At 48.5% G+C, this 20,267-nt stretch carries 19 protein-coding genes; 6 read left to right on the top strand and 13 right to left on the bottom strand.

What is annotated here, in order from left to right:
- Positions 1-114 precede the first annotated feature (114 nt).
- The 3 genes from BLS03_RS08275 to BLS03_RS08285 all read right to left on the bottom strand — a co-directional run bounded on the left by BLS03_RS08275 (position 115) and on the right by BLS03_RS08285 (position 2,965).
- Positions 115-717, bottom strand: coding sequence for a sugar O-acetyltransferase (locus tag BLS03_RS08275; RefSeq protein WP_093272130.1), 603 nt, complete (start codon positions 715-717; stop codon positions 115-117).
- A 142-nt stretch (positions 718-859) separates the two neighbouring features.
- Positions 860-2,020, bottom strand: coding sequence for an AAA family ATPase (locus BLS03_RS08280; RefSeq protein ID WP_093272133.1), 1,161 nt, complete (start codon positions 2,018-2,020; stop codon positions 860-862).
- A gap of 42 nt (positions 2,021-2,062) precedes the next feature.
- Positions 2,063-2,965 (bottom strand): DMT family transporter, encoded by a 903-nt coding sequence (locus BLS03_RS08285; RefSeq protein ID WP_093272136.1) that lies wholly within the window; start codon positions 2,963-2,965, stop codon positions 2,063-2,065.
- Between the two features lie 228 nt (positions 2,966-3,193).
- Here BLS03_RS08285 and BLS03_RS08290 point away from each other — a divergent pair, with 228 nt between their 5' ends.
- The 4 genes from BLS03_RS08290 (at position 3,194) to BLS03_RS08305 (ending at position 6,222) form a co-directional block, all read left to right on the top strand.
- On the top strand, positions 3,194-3,427 hold the full coding sequence (locus BLS03_RS08290; RefSeq protein WP_093272139.1) for a DUF2789 domain-containing protein: 234 nt from the start codon (positions 3,194-3,196) through the stop codon (positions 3,425-3,427).
- A gap of 140 nt (positions 3,428-3,567) precedes the next feature.
- Entirely contained in the window at positions 3,568-4,224 is a 657-nt protein-coding gene (locus BLS03_RS08295) for a glutathione binding-like protein (RefSeq protein ID WP_093272142.1), read from the top strand.
- Positions 4,225-4,365: 141 nt separating this feature from the next.
- Positions 4,366-5,256, top strand: coding sequence for a DMT family transporter (locus BLS03_RS08300; protein ID WP_093272144.1), 891 nt, complete (start codon positions 4,366-4,368; stop codon positions 5,254-5,256).
- Between the two features lie 189 nt (positions 5,257-5,445).
- Positions 5,446-6,222 carry a glucose 1-dehydrogenase gene (locus BLS03_RS08305; protein ID WP_093272147.1) on the top strand — a complete coding sequence of 259 codons (777 nt, stop codon included), beginning with the start codon at positions 5,446-5,448 and terminating at the stop codon, positions 6,220-6,222.
- A 145-nt stretch (positions 6,223-6,367) separates the two neighbouring features.
- On the opposite strand, the gene BLS03_RS08310 is transcribed toward BLS03_RS08305, so the two are convergent.
- The 10 genes from BLS03_RS08310 to BLS03_RS08355 all read right to left on the bottom strand — a co-directional run bounded on the left by BLS03_RS08310 (position 6,368) and on the right by BLS03_RS08355 (position 16,663).
- A complete protein-coding gene (locus BLS03_RS08310) occupies positions 6,368-7,180 on the bottom strand; it encodes a helix-turn-helix domain-containing protein (RefSeq protein WP_245696628.1) in 813 nt (270 codons plus the stop codon).
- Positions 7,181-7,480: 300 nt separating this feature from the next.
- Positions 7,481-8,305, bottom strand: a complete 825-nt coding sequence (gene rhaD, locus BLS03_RS08315) for a rhamnulose-1-phosphate aldolase (protein ID WP_093272149.1) — start codon at positions 8,303-8,305, stop codon at positions 7,481-7,483.
- Between the two features lie 90 nt (positions 8,306-8,395).
- Positions 8,396-9,667 (bottom strand): L-rhamnose isomerase, encoded by a 1,272-nt coding sequence (locus BLS03_RS08320; RefSeq protein ID WP_093272152.1) that lies wholly within the window; start codon positions 9,665-9,667, stop codon positions 8,396-8,398.
- Between the two features lie 436 nt (positions 9,668-10,103).
- Entirely contained in the window at positions 10,104-11,246 is a 1,143-nt protein-coding gene (gene bglB / locus BLS03_RS08325) for a beta-galactosidase BglB (protein ID WP_093272482.1), read from the bottom strand.
- An 18-nt stretch (positions 11,247-11,264) separates the two neighbouring features.
- A complete protein-coding gene (locus BLS03_RS08330; protein WP_093272154.1) occupies positions 11,265-12,572 on the bottom strand; it encodes a TRAP transporter large permease in 1,308 nt (435 codons plus the stop codon).
- On the bottom strand, positions 12,565-13,089 hold the full coding sequence (locus BLS03_RS08335) for a TRAP transporter small permease (protein ID WP_093272484.1): 525 nt from the start codon (positions 13,087-13,089) through the stop codon (positions 12,565-12,567). Before BLS03_RS08335 ends, BLS03_RS08330 begins: the two co-directional genes overlap by 8 nt.
- Before the next feature lie 56 nt (positions 13,090-13,145).
- Positions 13,146-14,135 (bottom strand): TRAP transporter substrate-binding protein, encoded by a 990-nt coding sequence (locus BLS03_RS08340; protein WP_093272157.1) that lies wholly within the window; start codon positions 14,133-14,135, stop codon positions 13,146-13,148.
- A gap of 344 nt (positions 14,136-14,479) precedes the next feature.
- On the bottom strand, positions 14,480-15,205 hold the full coding sequence (locus BLS03_RS08345; protein ID WP_093272159.1) for a DUF3581 domain-containing protein: 726 nt from the start codon (positions 15,203-15,205) through the stop codon (positions 14,480-14,482).
- A 296-nt stretch (positions 15,206-15,501) separates the two neighbouring features.
- Complete coding sequence (locus tag BLS03_RS08350) at positions 15,502-15,756, bottom strand: DUF1496 domain-containing protein (RefSeq protein WP_093272487.1); 255 nt, start codon at positions 15,754-15,756, stop codon at positions 15,502-15,504.
- A 10-nt stretch (positions 15,757-15,766) separates the two neighbouring features.
- A complete protein-coding gene (locus BLS03_RS08355) occupies positions 15,767-16,663 on the bottom strand; it encodes a pyridoxal-phosphate dependent enzyme (protein WP_093272490.1) in 897 nt (298 codons plus the stop codon).
- A 462-nt stretch (positions 16,664-17,125) separates the two neighbouring features.
- On the opposite strand from BLS03_RS08355, the gene psrA reads away from it, so the two are divergent.
- Positions 17,126-17,752, top strand: a complete 627-nt coding sequence (gene psrA / locus BLS03_RS08360) for a TetR family transcriptional repressor PsrA (RefSeq protein WP_176765557.1) — start codon at positions 17,126-17,128, stop codon at positions 17,750-17,752.
- A 64-nt stretch (positions 17,753-17,816) separates the two neighbouring features.
- The gene (locus tag BLS03_RS08365; protein ID WP_093272164.1) at positions 17,817-20,102 is read left to right on the top strand and encodes an acyl-CoA dehydrogenase; all 2,286 of its coding nucleotides are present in this window, start codon (positions 17,817-17,819) and stop codon (positions 20,100-20,102) included.
- Positions 20,103-20,267: the final 165 nt, after the last annotated feature.

A 20,267-nucleotide genomic window follows, 5' to 3' on the forward strand; every position in this document is an offset into this window, starting at 1 on the left:
CTGTTTAGGCTCCTTTCGCTCGGCTCTGCGCTTTCTCGTTGCGCAGACCGAGCTTTCTTTTATCTGCCTGTTTCGAATCTTAATGAGATCAGTACACGAGCAAAAGTACAGGTGCTACGGCAGGGTTAACATATTGTGCGCCACGCTTTGACCTTGCGGCGCGGTGTCTAAGGTGCGCTGCACTTTACATGGGTTGCCGACCGCGACACTGTTTGGCGCAATATCGCGGGTAACCACGCTGCCAGCGCCGATGGTTGAGCCTTTGCCGATGGTTACGCCGGGCATAATGATGCAGCCGCCGCCAATCCACACATCATCTTGGATATGAATCGCCTTGGCTTGCCCTACATGTTGGCTACGCTGTAGCGGATCAAGAGGGTGAATAGCCGTGTAGACTTGCACGTTTGGCGCGATAAACACATTGCTGCCAATGATAAAGTCGGTGCAATCGAGCACTACAAAGTTGTAGTTGATAAACACGTTGTTGCCGATTTTGGTATTGAAACCATAATCAACGCGCAGGCCTTGTTCGACGTGAACGTTATCACCAACCTCGCCAAAGATCTGTTTAATCAACTGCGTTTTTTGCTCGGCATCGCGAGCGGCGAGTTGATTAAATTGTGCGGTTTTGTCGCGGGTTTGATAGCGGATTTCTACCAATTCTGGGTCGTTGATATGGTAGGGGTGGCCTGCGACCATCTTTTCTAATTCTGTCATGTTATCAAGGCTCTATTGGCAAATAAGAGCCTCAGTATAGAAAAGCCTCGCGGCGTAAAACATGTCGAATATGGCTAAAGGCATGCACCAAATTGCTCGTTGCTCGCTTGTCGCTGGATTGGTGCAAATGGGCTGACGGTGGCTACTTAGGCCAGCGCCAAGTGGGAATATCAAGAATATCGCGCCCCGGTACTGTGGTTTCACCGAGCACTTTTTCTATCTCAATTAATTGACACTCTGGCAGCGTAGCGAGCTGCTTAATCAGTACCTCGGCATGGGAAATGACCCACACTTGTCCGTGCGAAGCGGCGTGATGAATCAAACGTCCAAGCGCAGGCAGCAAATCGGGATGCAAACTGGTCTCCGGCTCGTTGAGCACCATTAACGTCGGCGGGCGCGGAGTGAGAAGCGCGGCGACCCATAAAATAAATCGCAGTGTGCCGTCGGAAAGCTCGGAGCCAGAGAGTGGGCGCAGCAGGCCGTGCTGATAAAACGCCAGCGAAAAATAGCCATTGCCTTCACAGTTGATGGTTAAGCGACATCCTGGGAAAGCATCTTCAATCGCGGCTTCCAGCGCTTCGCGGTCGCCAATTTCGATAATGGTTTGCAGCGCCGCCGCCAAATCGCGGCCATCGTGATGCAACATCGTAGTACGTGTGCCAAGTTGGGATTGCCTTGCCGGCGCGTCTCGGTCGGTACGGAAATGGTCATAAAAGCGCCAGCCACGAATCATTTCGCGCATTTGCAGCACTTCCGGTGCTTGTGCAGACTCGCCGACTTGATCAAACATGCTGTCGTAGTTGGCAATGTGTGAGGATAACACCTCCCACCGCCGTCCATCGCGATTACGAATCATATTGCCTTGGCGCTCAACTAGGCTGCTATTGGGATGATACCGAGCGCCGGTGAAAATGCATTCGTGCTTGATCTCAGGGTCAAGGCAAAACGCAGAAATGGTGGGTTCCGGCAGGCCGAGCGACACAGCGTAGCCGAGGTCGTCGGTGGCAAAACCCAGCTTTAAACGTTTGATGTAGTTGGGGTGACTGGGATCAATCCCGAATTCGCCGCGCAGCATGGAAGCGCTGATTTCCTTTGGCCCAGCCCAAAAGGTTGAGGCTAAACCGCCTTCACTCGCCAGGGAACCGACCACGCCGCCATGAGCGGTGGATGCCAATAACCGCAGCGCTTTATACAGATTGGATTTACCACTGCCATTGGCGCCGGTAATCACGTTAAGCCTGCCAAGCGCGAGGGTGAGGTCCAAAATAGAGCGGTAATTGGCGATCGAAATGGAAGTCAGCATAGCGAAGTCCGATACAAGTCTCAGCAAATCAATGAATGGCCATTAGCTTAAAGTTAAGCCTAGGAAAATCAATAAGATTCCCCATAGATGATAGAGCTGAACAAACTCGCCCAAAAACAGCGCTGACAGCAACGCGCCAAACACCGGAATGAAATGCACCGACAGACTGGCTTTCGCCGGGCCAAGCGCGGCGACGCATTGCATGTAAAGCAAGAAGGCGCCAATGGATGGCACGATACCGATATACATTAGGCTTAAGCCGGAGTGCCAATTCCAAATCGGCGCCGGGCCGCTATGCACTTCCCACAAATAAAACGGCAGTAGGCAGACGATGGCGAGCAGCATTTGCAGCGACATCAAGCCTAAACGGTTGAGGTTCGCGGGAATACGTTTTAGAGCAATGGTATAAATCGCCCAGCAAATCATGGCGATAAAAATAATAAAATCACCATGATTGATATTGAGTTCAAGCAAGTTACGCCAATCGCCAGCCGTGACTATGGTGATCACGCCGCACAGCGACAGCAAAATGCCGGTCACCAAACGTACGGTGACGGCCAAACCAAAAAACAGCGCGCCAAATAGGCTAATCAGCAGCGGAATAAAGGCATTTAAAATGGTGCCGTTGGTGGCGGGGGTTGACTGCAGTCCCCAATAAATCAGTGAATTAAACGCCGCGAAACCGGTCAGTGAGGTCAGCAGCACCAGTTTCCAATCACGCAGATACAACCGCCAATCTGCGCGCAGCGCTCGATAGGAAAAAGGCAATAAAATCAGACTCGCCAGTACCCAGCGGTCAAAGGACAGGGTAATGGGAGGGATCTCTGCACGCACCGCGCGGCCGACGATAAAGTTACCTGCCCAAAACAGTGGCGGGAGTAGAAACAGAAAAATAAGCCAAAGTTTATTGGGCTGGCTTTGCTCGACCTGTGATGATGCCTGCATGGTGAAACCTCCTTGTTGAAGCGCTAAGCATGCCAATTGAACGCCGTGATGTCGAGGTGCTTGAGTCATTGTTTTTACGAATAATTTGAATCAAGGGGACGAACAACGGCGGCGAGGTTTTTATTCGCCGTAAGACCCTTTTGAAGCGGAGAAACTCGCGGTTATTGACTATATTTTGTTAAACAACAAATTTTTACAAACCATAAGCGCTTATGGTGAGGAGCAAGCATGGAATCGACTCAACATTCACTCAGTGAGTTGTTTGAACAACTCGGGTTGAGTGGCAAGACTCAGGACATTGAGCAGTTTATCCGCCAGCATCAAGGCCAACTTGGCCGCGAGTCACTGCATCAAGCGCCGTTTTGGAATGATGGCCAAGCCAGTTTTTTACGCCAAGCCTATGACCAAGATGCCGATTGGGCAGAACTGGTCGATCAGCTTGATGTATTACTTCGAGGTTAACTTAGCTTCGAGGTTAATCTAGCTTCGAGGTTAACTTAGCTTCGCGGTTAATGCGTTGCGAGCTTAGCAACGTGGATAATTTAGCTGCTCGGTTACATGACCACACATTTACGGTTTGCGTTTTGTAAAGTAGGAAGCCTATGACAAATAAAGTTCAGCTCTATTCTCTCGCCACCCCAAACGGGCAAAAAGTCTCCATCGCGCTGGAAGAGATGGCGCTGGAGTACGACGCGCATACCGTTGATATTCGCCTTGGCGATCAGTTCAGCGAAGAGTTTCTCAGCATTAATCCCAACAACAAAATTCCGGCGATTGTTGACCCAGTAGGCGACCATGGTAAGCCGCTTGCGGTGATGGAATCGGGGGCGATTTTGCTCTATTTAGCCGAAAAAACCGGTAAATTTTTGCCCGCAGAGACGGTGAAAAAAAGCCAAACCTTACAGTGGCTGTGCTGGCAAATCGGCGGCTTCGGCCCTATGGTAGCGCAATACGGCCATTTCAGTTATTACGCGCCAAGCGATGCCGATATTGATTATTCAACCCAACGTTATGCCGAAGAAACGCAGCGTTTGTTGGCCATGTTAGAAAAACATCTCGACGGCAAAATGTTTGTGGTCGGCGATGAGCTGACCATCGCAGATTTCGCGATTTTGCCGTGGATAGTGTGTTTGGATAACTGTTATCAAGCGACCCAAGCGCTCAAGCTCGATCAATACACAGAAATCACTCGTTGGGCGCAAGGAATGTTGACTCGGCCAGCAGTGGTGCGCGGCATGCAAGTGTGCGCACTGGAATAGCTTAGGGCGAGTTGAGCCGTATTCGTGGACACATTCGTGAACACAAAACATGATGGAAGCCACTGTAACGTGGCTTTTTATTTGTCTAGCGATTAAGAATAATGTCATTATCAATGGCTAACACTTTGATTTAAGGACGATATGCACGCCTTGTTATTGACGCTGACCGCGATGTTGGCCTTTGCTGGTAATTCAATTATTAACCGTCTTGCGTTAGCGCAAGGGGCGATTGATGCGGGCAGTTTTAGCGTAATTCGCCTAGTTTCAGGTGCTTTGTGCCTTGCTGTGATTTATCAGCTTAAGTCGCGACGCCAACTTAAAGACAAGGCTTGGCATTTCGGTAGCGAGCGCCGCGGCCTGTTTGCTCGCTTGCCTGCGCTACCCGATACTCTGCGCTTTGCATTGCCTTTGCTTGGTTATGCGCTGTGCTTTTCGTTTGCTTATCTTAAGCTTGCCGCCGGTAGTGGCGCGCTGATTTTATTTGCCACTGTGCAGTTATCGCTGCTGCTGTTTCATCTGCTTAGCGGTCAACGCATGAATTTGATTGAATGGCTCGGTGTGGGGATTGCGCTGAGCGGCTTTGTCAGTCTGCTGCTGCCCGCCGCGACCCGTCCAGATCTGTTTTCTGCGGGGTTAATGATGCTCGCCGGATTGTGCTGGGCGTTGTTTACTTTGGCGGGTAAAAAAGCGGGGCAACCGCTGCGCGCAACGTATCTTGGTTTTGTTGGCGCAGCGGTACTAGTGCTATTAGTCAGCCCATTTATTATCGACACTCAACAGGTCACTTGGGCGGGAATTGGTTGGGCGGTGCTATCTGGCGTGGTGGCATCGGCGCTGGGTTATGTGATTTGGTATCAAGCGCTGGCACATCTCAGTATGCTCAAAGCATCGATTGTGCAATTGTCGGTGCCGGTGCTGTCTGTGATGGGTGGTTTAATTTGGCTTAGAGAGCCGATTACTTGGCCACTGGTGATATCCAGCGCTTTAGTGCTCGGTGGCATCGCGCTGGTGTTTACAGCGCGCAGTCAATAACTCTTTATTAAGCACTATCTATTTAGGCAATATCCGTCGAGACAATAGCCATTGAGGCATTAACCGTTGATACATTAGCTGTTGAGGCGACAATCGTTGCGGCAATAAGCGTTCAGGCAATCGTTATTCATGGCAGCCATCAATGACGGACAAGTCGCGCCATATCGATACACAGCAAGGAGTAACACAATGCAGCAACACACCCCTAATTCAAATCTCGCGGCCCCTGTGGTGCTTATCACGGGTGGGGGGCGCGGTATCGGCGCGGCGAGTGCCAAACGTTTTGCCAAAGCGGGTTATCAAGTGGTGGTGAACTACTTAAGCAATCATCAAGCGGCACAAGCTTTGAAGCAAGAGATTGAAGCGCTCGGTACAAGCTGCATGACGGTCGCGGCCGATGTGTCCAACGAACAACAAGTTTCTAATATGTTTGCCGAGATAAAACAGCAATTTGGCGCACTGGATGTGTTGGTGAACAACGCCGGTATTTTAGAAACCCAAAGCCGAATGGATGATATCAGTGTTGAGCGATTTGAGCGCATTTTGCGAACGAATGTGATTAGCTGCTTTTTGTGCGCCAAGGCGGCGGTTAAGCAGATGTCGACCCGCTATGGCGGCAACGGTGGTGCGATAGTGAATGTTTCATCGGGGGCTGCGAAATCTGGTTCGCCCAACGAATATGTCGATTACGCGGCGTCCAAAGGTGCAATGGATAGCCTAACGCGCGGCTTGGCACTTGAAGTGGCGAATGAAGGCGTGCGGGTTAATGGCGTGCGCCCCGGGCTTATCTACACCGAAATGCACGCCAGTGGCGGCGAGCCTTTACGAGTGCAACGTTTGCAAAGCAAAATTCCGCTGCAGCGCGGCGGTGAGGCCGAAGAAGTGGCGGAAGCGATATTTTGGTTGGCTTCAAATCAGTCTTCTTTTGTGACGGGAACTTTTATTGATACCACTGGCGGCTTATAACTTGGCTGAGAACATGTATTTTTAGCACCAATTCGTTATTGCAGACCGATGATATTCAAAGTGACAAAGCTCGCCATTTAGCGAGCTTTGTCGTTTTTTATTTTTGTAAGTGTTAGCCGTCACTGACATTGTTAACGGTACGGCGTTAACGAAAATCGGAAGGAGAACGCGAAGTAAAACGTTTAAATTTGGTGCTGAAATAATTACTGTCTTTATAACCAACGTGAAAAGCGATATCGGTTATCGACATTTCTGAGTAGTGTAATAAGTCCATTGCTTTATTTATTCTGACGCGATGAATGTAATTATTAAATGACAGGTTAGTGACCTGTTTTATTTTACGACTTAATGTTCGCGAAGAAATATTAAAGCGCTCAGAAATATCCCCAACATGAAATTCTTGTTGGTAGTTTATCTGAATCCAATCGATAATTTTTAAAATGCAGTTATCTTGCTCATCATTCGATTGAGCTGTAAGCCGTCCGCGAGAGATCTCCACCACCAGTTGTTGAAACAGCGCTTCACTCATCAAGCGCGATTCGAGCGTATCCAGTTGGGATTCTTGTTGTAGTTGATCCACTAACAGGTTGACTCGTTTCATATTTTCAGAAGCCACATACCAACTGTTATTTTGTTCGTCGTCTCTAGGCAGAAGGTGTTTGAGCAGCGGCGAATAAGATAACTTTGTTTTTTTAAATAACACATTAGTCAGGTATAGGTTGTCGACTTCCTCTAGTAGGTGGCGATCTCTCGGCGAGACGTAACAGATATAATTTTGCGACAAATTCGTTGGAACATTATTCATCACATGTTGCCCGGCCCCTTTTGTCACTATCATCAACTCGTAAAAGTCGTGTGAATGCTCAGGATAATTTTCCTGAGGAGCTCGAACTTCTGTGGAAACGGCAGCGTCGGAATGTTCAAAAAATTCGTCACTGTTAAGTTGAAACATTTTCATTATTATCACTTTCAGACTCGAAGTTAATTTAGCAAATCCCACCCACAAAGCAGTGACCTAAATCATGGAAAATTAGCCGTCTAAATAGAATGTTTATTTCTGTGATCCCAGTATATTTCGGAGTTATGCAACGGGTCCGTTTCTCTCATAAATTGGAAGGTTCTAATGCTGGTAATAAGAAACTTATTGCATTTTAGGGGATATTTAACTTGCAAAGGTTGGTGATTTTTATCGCGATGATTGCGGCAACGTGAAATAACCGTTGCCGCAAAGTAAAAACACAATGTGGAATAACCGCGACTACAAGTTGAAGGTCTCTTTTAATTCCTGCATTGCTTGTTTACTGACGCCTTCAGGAATGTAACCGCTTGCCAAACACATCAAAAACAGTTTGGCGCCTTTATTGGCAACATCGACAAAGTCAAATGCAGTCAGGGCATCGACACCTGTGGCCACCGCACCGTGTTTTTCCCATACTGCCACGTCGTTAACCAGCAACTTATCGCGAGTGCCATCGGCCATAGTTTTGCTGCCCGGCATGCAGTAAGGCACAACGCCAATGCCACGCGGTACAAATGCGCGAACTTCGGGCAACATTTGCCAGCAGGCATGGGTGTAGACATCATCATCGTGGGCGTAATCGCGATGATGTGATAGTGCAATCAACTCCAGTGGATGGGTATGAACCACGCAGCGATCAGGTGCGCCAGCTTTAATCTTCGACATGATGATTTCAACGTGGGAGATAAACTCACTGGTGGGTGCGAAGTTGGGGTTGTTTCGACCGCCCCACAATAAGTGATAGCCTTTCGCCTCATCATCGATACGCAATACGCAGCCCGCAAGCTCAGGGTCTCTGAGCTCACGGATGCGTTCGCCAGTACCTTTTACATAAAAAATGTGCCCAGCGGCATCGGCTGGGAATGCGTCATCGCCGACCATCGACAGGTTCTGATGAGGAAAAGCACTTAGATCGCTTGGTTGCTCACCAAAAATGTCGGTGACATCGACGGAAATATTACCGCCATTGCGTTCAGCCCATTCACGCTGCCATAGGTATTCAGCCACTTCACTGACTTTAGCGATTTCGGTTTTGACGGCATCATTTAATTCAATCGTTTGCATTTTCGTTCCTAATTCGGTTGTTCTGTTGGTTTGCTCGAACACAAGTCAATGCCGCAAATGGGTGCACGCGGGTCATTTGCGGCATGCAAACTAGTTGGCTTCGCGGGTCGCGAGAACGGTTTGCTCGTAATCTTTGACGTCTTTTAGCCATTCCAAGCCAACGGGTACGTCATTGACCATGCAGTAATAGTCCCAAACTGCAGCCCAAGGCATTGAGCGAGTTTCTTCCATCATCGCAAGGCGAGTGGTGTAGTCTCGAGTGTCTTCGGCGTCTTTGAGTTGTTGCTGTGGCTCAAGCATGGCTTTGAGTAGCGCTTTGCGAGTATTGCGAGTACCAATTACCCAGGCAGCGATACGGTTGATTGAGGCATCAAAGAAGTCCAAACCGATATTGACGCGGTCGTACAATTTATGACGCACGATTTCATTGGCGATGGCTTGAGTCTCTTCATCGAGTAGCACCACGTGGTCACTGTCCCAACGAATTGGACGTGTTACGTGCAGTAGGAATTCTTTAACGTACAAGGAGCATGCGCTAATCTTGTCGCTGATGACTTCGGTTGGGTGGAAGTGACCGGCATCGAGGCACAGCAGAATGTTGCGCGAGGTGGCGTAGCCCATGTAGAACTCATTACTACCCACGGTGTAGGCTTCGGCGCCAATACCAAACAATTTACTTTCAACCGCGTCTTTGTGGTAACGCTCGTCAATGGGCTCGGCGATGATTTTATCCAACGAGTCCATTAAGCGTTGACGCGGCGCCAAGCGATCAAACGGCACATCTTTCATGCCATCTGGCACCCAAATGTTCATCACCGAAGGGGTGCCCAGAGCGCGGCCAAACGACTCAGACACTTTGCGACTTGCGATGCAGTGATCGACCCAGAATTGACGAATTTTTTCGTCTGGGTGGGCGAGGGTCATGCCGTCTTCACTGAGGGGATGGGAGAAACACGATGGGTTGAAGTCCAAACCGGTGTCGGTTTTTTTCGCCCATTCGACCCAATTGGTAAAATGTTCCGGTTTGATTTTGTCGCGCGAGACGGGTTGGTCTGATTCTAAATACATCGCGTGCAGGTTGAGGCGTTTTTTACCTGGGATCAGACGAAACGCTTGGTCTAAATCTTGGCGCAATTCTACCGCAGTGCGAGCGCGGCCTGGATAGTTACCGGTCGCTTGAATACCGCCACTGAGCTCTTGGTCGGGATTTTCGAAGCCGCGAACATCGTCCCCTTGCCAGCAGTGTACTGAGATCGGCACTGAGTTCACTTCATTAAGTACGGCGTCGGTGTCGATACCTAATTCGGCGTATTGCTGTTTTGCTAATTCGTAAGCGGTTTGAATGCGTTGTGTTGTAGTCATAGCTGCGAACCTTACTTCGTGAGTGATGCACATCGCTTTTCTTTTGAGCGGCGATAAAGGGTGCTGCTAAGCAAATAGGCTGAAGTTGCGTTTAGGTTGAAGTTTAAGTGACGTCGTCACTTCTGTTGGCTTCAAGCCATGAGTAAAACCGAACTTCGCCATTGGCTTAGCGTTATTGGATGTTCGCTATTGTCTAAATTTGTGCGAGTTTGAGACTTAAAAAAAAAGCCCCAATGGGCGGCGTGCTGTCATTTTTTTCAATATTAAGGTGCGTTGCATCACAGGCTTGAAGATTGGATATTTTCGCCCTGAATGAATGCGCTTTGAAAGCGATGAATAAAAAAACGCCCCGAGAAAGGGCGTTTGAGGACGAGGCAATCTCCATTGCCAAACGTATTGGGCGGAGGTGAATTTAGCGTTTGCGTTCAATCTATATCTATAGATAGGTACGCAAATATTCCGACAAACATAAAATCGCCATCGCTTGACCATAAGGCATTGAGGTCAGTGGAATATTACGATAGTAGTCCAAGTCAGCGCCCATCGCGGTACCAAATGAGACGTTGACCAATTCACCGTCACTGTTGATAAATTCACTCAGCAGTGCATCGACCGCTTTATGGGCCAGTGGCGCGTAGCTTTCATCGATATAACGCTTACGCACCGCTTTGAGAATGCCATAGGCAAACCCGGCGGTGGCCGACGCTTCAACGTAGGAGCTTTCATCATCGAGCAGTGTGCACCACAAGCCGTTGGCTTGTTGGTATTTTGCTAGTACTTCGACTTGACGCTGCAAGATATGAATGAGGTGGCGGCGAAAGGCGTCGTGCTCAGGTAAATCGAGCAGTTCCAGAAAATCAGGAATGACGATCGTCACCCAACTGTTGCCACGCGCCCAACGGGCGTTAGCAAAGTTGTGGTTACCATCAAAGGTCCAGCCGTGATACCAAGCGCCGCTTTGGCGGTCAGTAAGGTACTGAATATGAGTGAGGAACTGGTACTTGGCTTCTTCGACATATTCGGGCTTATTGAGCAGCAGGCCGATTTTGGTCAGCGGCATCACGCTCATCATCAGAGTGTCATCCCACATTTGCTCGGTGTTTTCGCTGTTGTAAACGATGTGCTGAATCCCACCGCTTTGAGTTCGCGGCATTTGATACATCACATATTCGGCCCAAGTTTCTAAGTACGGCAATAGCGATTGGTCACCGGTTTCTTCATAGCGATAGGCGAGAGTCAGAAACGGGCACACAGTATTGACGTTTTTGGTGGCTTGCTCCTCGGCGAACCTATCTTCAAACCATTCGTCAATGATGTTGAGTACGTTTAAATCGTTGGTTTGTTGGTAGTATTTATACATTCCATACAGGCCAATGCCATGGGTCCACTCCCAGCCAGCCCAGCCTTTGGTGTCTATGGTGCGGCCATCGTCAAGGTGCAATAAAAACTCGCCAGTGTGATCGGTAATGTTGATTAGGTTATTGATCAACTTAGTGATTTTATCCACCACTTGGGTACGCGAATGCGGACGTTCGACACGACGAAGTAGGGCGCTGTGTTTTACGGGAAAAACTTGCATAATCATCCTCAGACTCAATTACATCACACCAAGAAGTCTTGGTAGAAATAGGGTTAATTCAGGTAGATAAGTAATCGCAATCAATACCAGTATGATCGCGGAATAAAACGGTAATAACGGCTTGATGAGCTGCTCAACTTTGACTTGGCCGACACTCGCACCAACATACAAACCACTGCCAACTGGCGGTGTAATGGTGCCAATCGCAAGGTTGTAAACCATCAAAATGCCAAAATGGACCGGGTCAACGCCGACTTTTTGCACAATTGGCAGCAAAATTGGCGTGAAGATTAAAATCGCCGGGCCAATGTCCATAAACGCGCCAACCACCAGCATAAACAGCGTGATGACAAGCATGATCACCGCTGGGCTATCGGAGATGCCAAGAATCATCTGGCTGAGCGCATTGGGAATCCCGGTCATTGACATCGCAAATGACATCGCCGATGAAGTGGCGAGCAAAAACATGATCACGCCCGTCATGACAAAGGTCTGGATCAGGATTTTAGGCAGTTGACTCCAACTCAAAGACTTGTAGAGAAATACGGTCAAAAACACTGTATACACTACCGCGACTGCTGACGCTTCGATGGCGGTGAAAATACCTTGCACAATGCCGCCAACAATAATAACGATCAGCATCAAACTCGGCGCCGCGTCTTTGAATACTCGCCAAGCCATGCCTTTTTGCAACGTAAAAAAGTTGCTGTAGTTACGACGTTTGGCGACGACGTAAGTCACCAACATGCAGCCAATACCCCACAGACTCCCGGCAACAAAACCGCCCGCAAACAGCGCCGCGATTGAGGTGCCGCCACTGGCTAAGGCGTACAAGATGAACGCAGTGGTCGGTGGAATAAGCATGCCGGTTGGCGCCGATGCGATGTTGACCGCGGAAGCAAAACTGCGGCTATAGCCCTCTTTGGCGCTCATTGGAATCATCACCCCGCCAATGGAGGTCGAGGCGGCAATCGCAGAGCCCGATACCGCGCCAAACATCATGTTGCCGGCAATATTGGTGTATGACAGTGACCCCGGAACACGCCCAGTAAACAACTTGGCAAAATTCACTAGCCGAGTTGCAATGCCGCCGTTATTCATGATCACGCCAGAGAGAATAAAAAACGGCACCGCGAGCAGAGCAAAACTATCTAAACTGGAAAACATTTTCTGTGCAGTGGTAAACATTGCGATGTCAAAGGGCAAGACCAACATCACAGTACTGCCAGAGGCAATCACGATACACAAACCTATCGGTGTACCAAGTGCCAGCAAGATGACGAAAATGCCCACCAACATACTGGCAGCAAGAATTGGATCAACCATGGTGCTTATCTCCTGCAAGTTGAGGCTGCTCGTCATGCTGGGTGGCCTCGGCACGCTCTTTGAGTAAGTCGACGATATTGAGCAGGCAGTAAATAATGGTCAGAATCCCCGATAGTGGCAGGGCGTAATAGACTTTGCCCATCGACAGTTTGAGCACTGGAGATATCTGCATCATGGCGTTGTTAGAGACTTTCATGCCGCCAATGATCAAGATATAAATCGAGAAAAAAATGAATACCGCTTGGATGACGATATTCCAGTAAGTAGTTAATTTAGCGGGGCATTTGTCGAGAAACAGGGTTAAGCTGATGTGCTCACGTTTGCCCGCGACATAGGCCAGGCCAATCACAGAGATCCATACCAAAGAAAAGCGCAGCAGCTCTTCTGAAAAGGTGCTTGGGGAGTTAAATAAATATCGGCTGATCACTTGCCAGCATGCAACGCACACCATGATCACACTCAGCGTGCAGGCAAAGACCTCGATGGTCTTATCCAGCCACCATCTTAATTTTTTCATACCAACCTCGAAACGAGTAACAGGTGGCGCCATGGTTGGCGCCGCCTTAAGCGTGATTACTGACTAACCGCAACGATCTTTTTGTACAGAGCATTCACTTCAGGTTTGCTCTCAAGCTTGTCGTAAATGGGTTGCACCGCTTGTTTAAACGGCGTTTGGTCGATGTCGTAGAACTTGACGCCAAATTGGTCTTTAGCGAGCTGGCGAGTTTTCTCCATCTCTTGTTTCCAGGCTTTTTTCTCAACTTCGACCGACTCTTGAATGGCTTGATTAAGCGCGGCGAATTGGTCTGGGGTCAGTTTGCTTTGAGTTAAGTTACTCATAATCACGATGTCGGGAATTCGGGTGTGCATGTCGTAGGTGTAGTATTTTGCCACTTCACCGTGGCGCGCGATGGTCAACACAAATTCGTTGTTTTCCGCCCCGTCAAGAATGCCTTGTTGCAGCGAGGTATAGACTTCCGCTTGGCTCATGGCAATCGGAGAGGCGCCAAGTAACTTCATGGTATCGATGGCGGTTTCGCTTTGCATCACGCGAATTTTTTTGCCTTTCAGGTCGCTGAGTTTTTCCACTGGCCCTTTGGCCATGTAGAAGTTTCTCGCACCAGAGTCATACCAAGCGACGCCTGTGAAACCTTGTGCGGCGGTTGACTGATACACCGGTGTCATCACCTCAGGATTGTCCATCACTTGGTAGAAGTTTTGTTCTGAATCGAATAAGTAGGGCAGTGAAAATACGCCATACAAAGGTGAAAAGCTTTCTAGTAGACCGGATGAAACTTTCGTGAGGTCGATGGCGCCGACTTGCGTCATTTCCACCAGCTCGCGCTCGCCGCCAAGCTGGCTATCAGGAAAATATTGAATTTCCACTTCGCCTTGAGTTTTGGTTTTGACCGCCTCGCCAATGTAAGCCAGGGCATCTTTGACCGGTTGGCTATTTTCGGCATAAGCGAGTTTCAAAACGGTTTTTGCGTGTGCGGTTGATAATGTTGGCAGAACCAAAATTGAAGCCATTAACAGCTTCAGTGGCATACGGAGTGTAGACATAGTCCCTCCACGTAGGGGTTTGTTATTTATCGTGATAATGGAGTGCAGACGACGATTATTAGTTTTATGTGTCGAGTGCGTTTTGATGTTCTAGCGAGGACTATGTTGCCTTGGCAGGAAAACTTGCACCTTTGAAATTCCGCCATCAAAGAGGGAAGGATGACTGATTTCTTGGTAAGCGCGGATGCGAATCACAAATATAAATTTTGCTTTGTCTATGTCAAAAATGGACTATTTTTTGCCATTTTTAATCATTCTCAAGCGGCAAATGGGCTTTGGGCATAAAAAAAGCCAAGTGGCATAAAGGCACTTGGCTTGAAAGGGGGGGATGTTATCAGGGCTAATTAAGCCGCAGTTTTAAACTTGGCGAGAAAATCCGCTTTACGTTGATTGAAGCGATCAACTAAATCGTCAACTGCATCTTGCTCATAAGGTTTCAAACCGGTGGCAATCATACGTTTGCTGCCCGTGCCGACCACTTCATCGCCTTCTTTAAAGGCAAAGTTCATGGTCACGACGCCACGTTTGCCGTCAACATTGAAGGTAGCATCAGTAAACACTACTTCAGGTTTGTGCAGGTCAAGACGAGAGAATTCGACTTCCATGCTTTCATAGATAACCAAAGGACGCTGGCAATTGATCATCGCCTGTTGCTGCTCCATCAGTGGCACCATGATGTGTGGAAAGTTCATGCCAGAAAACTGTACGTAGTTGGTCACCACGTGCTCAATAAATTCGGCATCATGGCTGACATCGCCTTGGCGAGACATATGCAAATATTCTTTGCCGTTGCCGTCAACCACAGCGGCTTCTTTGTCACATTTCTGCTCAATATTCAGCGCAATACCATCGCCAACCATACCCGCGAAATCGAAGCGCATTTTTTGGCTGATCCCTTGCTGTTTAAGCAGTACCGCGAAAAGCAGGTCACCAGGGACGCAGAAGCGTTTGCTATCTTCGTCATGAATAGGGTTGAAGTCGCCGGCGACTTTTTTAGCGAAGTGACTCGCCTGTTCACGAGTGAACTGGAATTGATGATCTGAACAAGAAAAATAAGGTGATAGAAACATAATTGACACTAAGTAACCAAAACTGCAGAGCAGTATATACAAACTTTTGCTGTTAAATGGTCTATCCAGATGGTGTTTCTTAACTTTAGTTGGATAAAGCGTGACCTTCAGCGAGAGTTCTTGATGCGAAACTTTGATTTTAGAGGGATTTGCACAGCGTGGCTGTCTTAATGTTTAGAATGACCTCAATTCAAGGTGAAGCGGTTTTATCGCATTGAATTGCCAAGTATTTGCTCACTAAGCCGCCGTCGCGACTTAGCGTTTGGCTGGTGGCCGTTCGACACGGCTCATCGAGGTTATTTGGTTTTTGCCATTCGATGCCATTTGAGCGGACCGTTGGTTTCAAAATCGTTGGCGGCTTTGCACTCCATATAGTAGTCACCGACTTGGATAATGGCGCCAAAGGAATAGGCGTGATTGTCATAGTAACAGACGCGCTCACCGAGTGTATCGGCATCTAAGGTGACCACTGGAGCAGCATTTACATGGGACACTTGGGCTTGCACCGAGCAAGCGCCGAGCGCGGCGAGTAAAAAAGCGAAACGAAGCATAGCAATATCCTCATAGCGAAGTTGGCGCATATTTACGCTCATAACGCGGCAGCATACTTTGATTGCCCAGCAGTCCACCTTGATGAATGTACACCAGCTGGCGGTCTGAGTGATGACTGAGCCACGCCTCTAGGCATTGCCACATCATCGGGTCGTAGAGCAAATCAAACTCGACTTGAGTTTGGTTAAGTAACGCTTGCCAGATCTCATAATCTTGACGATAGAGCTTACCGAAGTGATGTTTATTATCCAGCTCAAGAATGTGAGGATGTGATTTTTCGCCAAGCGATTGAAATTGATCGCGTAAATACCCTTCGCCGCCAACACAAGGGCAGGTGATGACCTCAATATCATAGTTAGCGAGCGCTTTATGCAGATACAGCGCCGTGGTGCCGGTGCCTGAAGGCAGGGCGACCACGTAACGTTTTGTACCGGTCGCACCGAGTTGAGTAACGAGCTCATCGGCCAGTTGTTTTACACCATATTCTGCCCATTGAAATCGCCCGCCTTCTGGCACGCACAAGCAATTGGCCGCCGGTTTTCGCACCTGTTGAATGTAGTCTTCGCAATTATCGACGCCAGTTTCAATGATGTTGGCGCCAAGCTTTAGCGCGCCGCCATAGTTCCCGGTAGGTTTGGCTTTTAACCAGCTTGGAATTCGAGTGACATAAAATTCGCATTGCCAGCCTTTGAGTTTGGCCAACGCCGCTAGTGAATAAAGCGAGTTGGCCTGCGCGCTGCCATAACCAATTAGGGTATCGATGTTGGCAAACTCGTGGTTAAGCAACCAAGCAAACTTACGCGCCTTATTACCACTGAATTCAGGATGTAACTGATCATCGCGTTTGAGCAGAAATTGGCGGCCATTAAAGGTGTGCTGAGTGATTGGGCTATGGGCAAGTTTCATCGGCAATAAAAGTGTGGCTATTGATTTAGGCTTGGCTATTAAAAGCGAGGACAGCGTGAATAGCAATGGGCGAGCAAATGCTAACTGGCTGTCGATAGCGACGGATAGGCAAAATAAGGGCAAAAAAAAGCCCGAATAAAAGGTTCGGGCGTATACAAACATAGGAGTTAATAAAGAAAAAAGCAGCGCAAATAAACAAGTAGTCACGTTGGGAATTCAAAAATTGACGGCCTCTAAACTCTCAATGCTCTGCCGACTACATAAAGTCAGACCGAGGCTTTACCAAACAGTTCCCTGCTAAAGCTAAAAAATTGAAAAAATTTTTTCTTTCAGCCTAAACCAATCAAACAAAACGGGATTTTATGCTGGTCTGACCAATGTTGATTTTTGTGATGTTAACTGGTTGTTAATTAAATGTGTCGATTGTATATTTCAAACATGCGTTTGATACGGGTGATTGAGATGGTAGTAAGAAATCGCACCAAAGACAGAATATTAGATGTGGCCGAAGGGCTGTTTGCTGAGCACGGTTTCAATGATACCTCGCTGCGGGTGATTACTAGCAAAGCGGGAGTGAATCTGGCATCGGTCAATTATCACTTTGGCGATAAGAAAACCTTAGTGCGCGCGGTGCTAAATCGTTATCTCGAAGCGTTTATGCCCGCCATGCAAGATGCCTTGATTACCCTAAACTTAAATCAGGATTACACCATGGCGGATGTGTTTGAATCATTGCGCGCGCCGCTGCGCTCTTTGAATCAAGTGCGCCCAAATGGCACCAGCCGGTTTATGTCGCTAATTGGCCGCGGTTATACCGATGTACAAGGGCATCTGCGCTGGTTTATTACCACGCGGTATCAAGAAACCTTAACTCTGTTTGTTGAATCGGTGATGAAGGCCAACCCTAACTTAACGGAAGAAACTCTGTTCTGGCGGCTGCATTTCACGCTCGGAACCTGTGTTTTTACCATGGCATCGAGTCAAGCGTTGTCGGAAATCGCCCAGAGTAACTATGGTCACGAAGTCGAACTCAAAGCGGTTGTTGACCAGCTGATCGTCTATTTAGCCGCTGGCGTCGGCGCGAAATAGAACACCAAAACACCATAATAAAAACAAACGTTACCTACAAAATAGTGAACAAAAGGATCTGAACATGAGCTCTCTAAGAAGAAAATGGGTCAGTGACCCGGCTTTCAAATTGTTTAAGAAAGTCTTACCGCCATTATCCAGCACCGAAAAAGAAGCCATGGAGGCGGGCAGCGTATGGTGGGACGGAGAGCTGTTTTCCGGTTCGCCAGATTTTCAAAAACTCCACCACTATCCAAAGCCAACGCTCAGCGCTGAAGAGCAAGATTTTATCGACAATCAGCTAGAAACCCTGCTGGCGATGCTCGATGATCACAAGATCATCAAACACGACCGCGACTTACCAAAAGAAGTCTGGGATTACCTGCGTAAAGAACGCTTCTTCTCGCTGATTATCTCCAAAGAGTACGGTGGCCGCGCGTTTTCATCACTGGCGAACTCAACCATAGTGACGCGAATTGCAACGCGCAGTATCAGCACTGCAGTAACGGTCATGGTGCCAAACTCATTAGGCCCAGGCGAGTTATTAACCCACTATGGCACACAAGAGCAAAAAGACTACTGGCTGCCGCGCCTTGCTGATGGTACTGACATTCCTTGTTTCGCGTTAACAGGCCCAGAGGCGGGCTCCGATGCCGGCGGTATTCCTGACCAAGGCGTGGTTTGCTACGGTGAATATCAAGGCAAGCAAGTCTTAGGCGTACGTTTGAATTGGAACAAACGCTACATCACCTTAGCGCCAGTTGCGACAGTGCTAGGGCTGGCATTTAAAATGTACGATCCAGAAGGGCTGCTGGGTGACAAATCGGAACTGGGTATTACCTGTGCGCTGATTCCGGCCGAGCACCCCGGGGTCGAGATTGGCGAGCGCCACGACCCACTTGGCCTTGCCTTTATGAATGGTCCAACTCGTGGCCAAGATGTGTTTATTCCAATGGATTGGCTGATTGGCGGCGCAGACTACGCCGGTAAAGGTTGGCGTATGCTGGTGGAATGCCTCTCTGCCGGGCGCGGAATTTCGCTGCCAGCGCTTGGCACTGCGATTGGTCATCTAACCGCACGCACCACGGGCGCTTATGCCTATGTGCGTAAACAATTTGGTATGTCGATCGGCAAATTTGAAGGGGTGGCAGAAGCCCTTGGCCGTATTGGCGGCATGACATACTTGCTTGAAGCTTCGCGCACCCTGACCACCACCGCTTTGGATATGAAAGAAAAACCGGGCATTGTCACTGCGATTGCTAAGTATCATATGACGGAAATCGCGCGCGGAATCCTCAATGATTCGATGGACATTCACTCGGGGCGTGCGATTCAAGATGGACCGATGAACTACCTTGCGACGCATTACCTAGGGATTCCGGTTGCCATTACCGTTGAAGGTGCCAATATTCTTACCCGAAACTTGATGATCTTCGGCCAAGGTGCAACACGCTGTCATCCGTATGTCCTTAAAGAGATGGAAGCTGCGGCTAACCCTGATGAGCAGCAAGGGGCAAAAGAGTTTGACCAGCTATTGTTCAAACACATCAAACATGCAACCAAGAATACCTTCGGCGCGTTTAGCGCGGCGTTGACTGGTTCGACGTTTATTCACGCTGACATGAGTGGCCCGACCAAACCTTATTACAAGGATTTGACCCGTTTAAGCCGCGCTCTTGCTGTAAGCGCAGATTTTGCCATGCTGACGCTTGGCGGTGACCTTAAGCGTAAAGAGATGATTTCAGCACGATTAGGCGATGGCTTAAGCTTCTTGTATATGGCCTCGGCGGTGCTGAAAAAATATGAAGATGAAGGACGTCAGCAACAGGATTTGGACTATGTTCACTACGCAGTGCAATACTGTTTTCATCACGCCGCCAAATCGCTGGCTCAAGCCTATAGCAACTATCCGATTAAATCGGTAGGTCGCCTGCTAAAAGGATTGGTTTTCCCTCTGGGCAATCGATTCCAAGCACCAAGTGATGATTTAACGGTGCGATTGGCGGAAAGCTTGATGACACCTGGTGCGCATCGTGACCGTTTAACTAAGCTGTGTTACATCGGCAAGCAATCTGATGACAGCGTCGGTTTGATGGAACAAGCGTTCTTGGCGATGTACAGCGTCAAACCACTGGAGCGTAAACTGCAGCGCGGTGTTAAAGAGGGCAAAGTTGCACGCAAAGGTGCCTTAACTGAGCGTCTTGAACAAGCGCTACAAGCGGAAGTGTTAACTCAAGAAGAAGTGCAACGTATCGTGGCGGCGGACAAATTGCGTTATCAGGCGATTCAAGTTGACCACTTTAGCCACGACTTTAGCGAGGTTCGAACCACACAATCTGCAAAAAAGCCTAAGCTCGATAATGTCGCTTGAGCATTTTATGCACTACGCTATAAGGCACCTCTGTGAGGTGCCTTCCTATTTTTAGGGGGTTTAGGCTAAAAGAGATCCAACCACTGGATAATTAGCCCTGTTTTTGGAGAAATTTGATGAGATTTCGGGATGAAACTTTTATCCTAGCAAGGTTATTTAAAGGAA

Source organism: Vibrio xiamenensis, assembly GCF_900100015.1.
GTDB classification, from domain to species: Bacteria; Pseudomonadota; Gammaproteobacteria; order Enterobacterales; family Vibrionaceae; genus Vibrio; species Vibrio xiamenensis.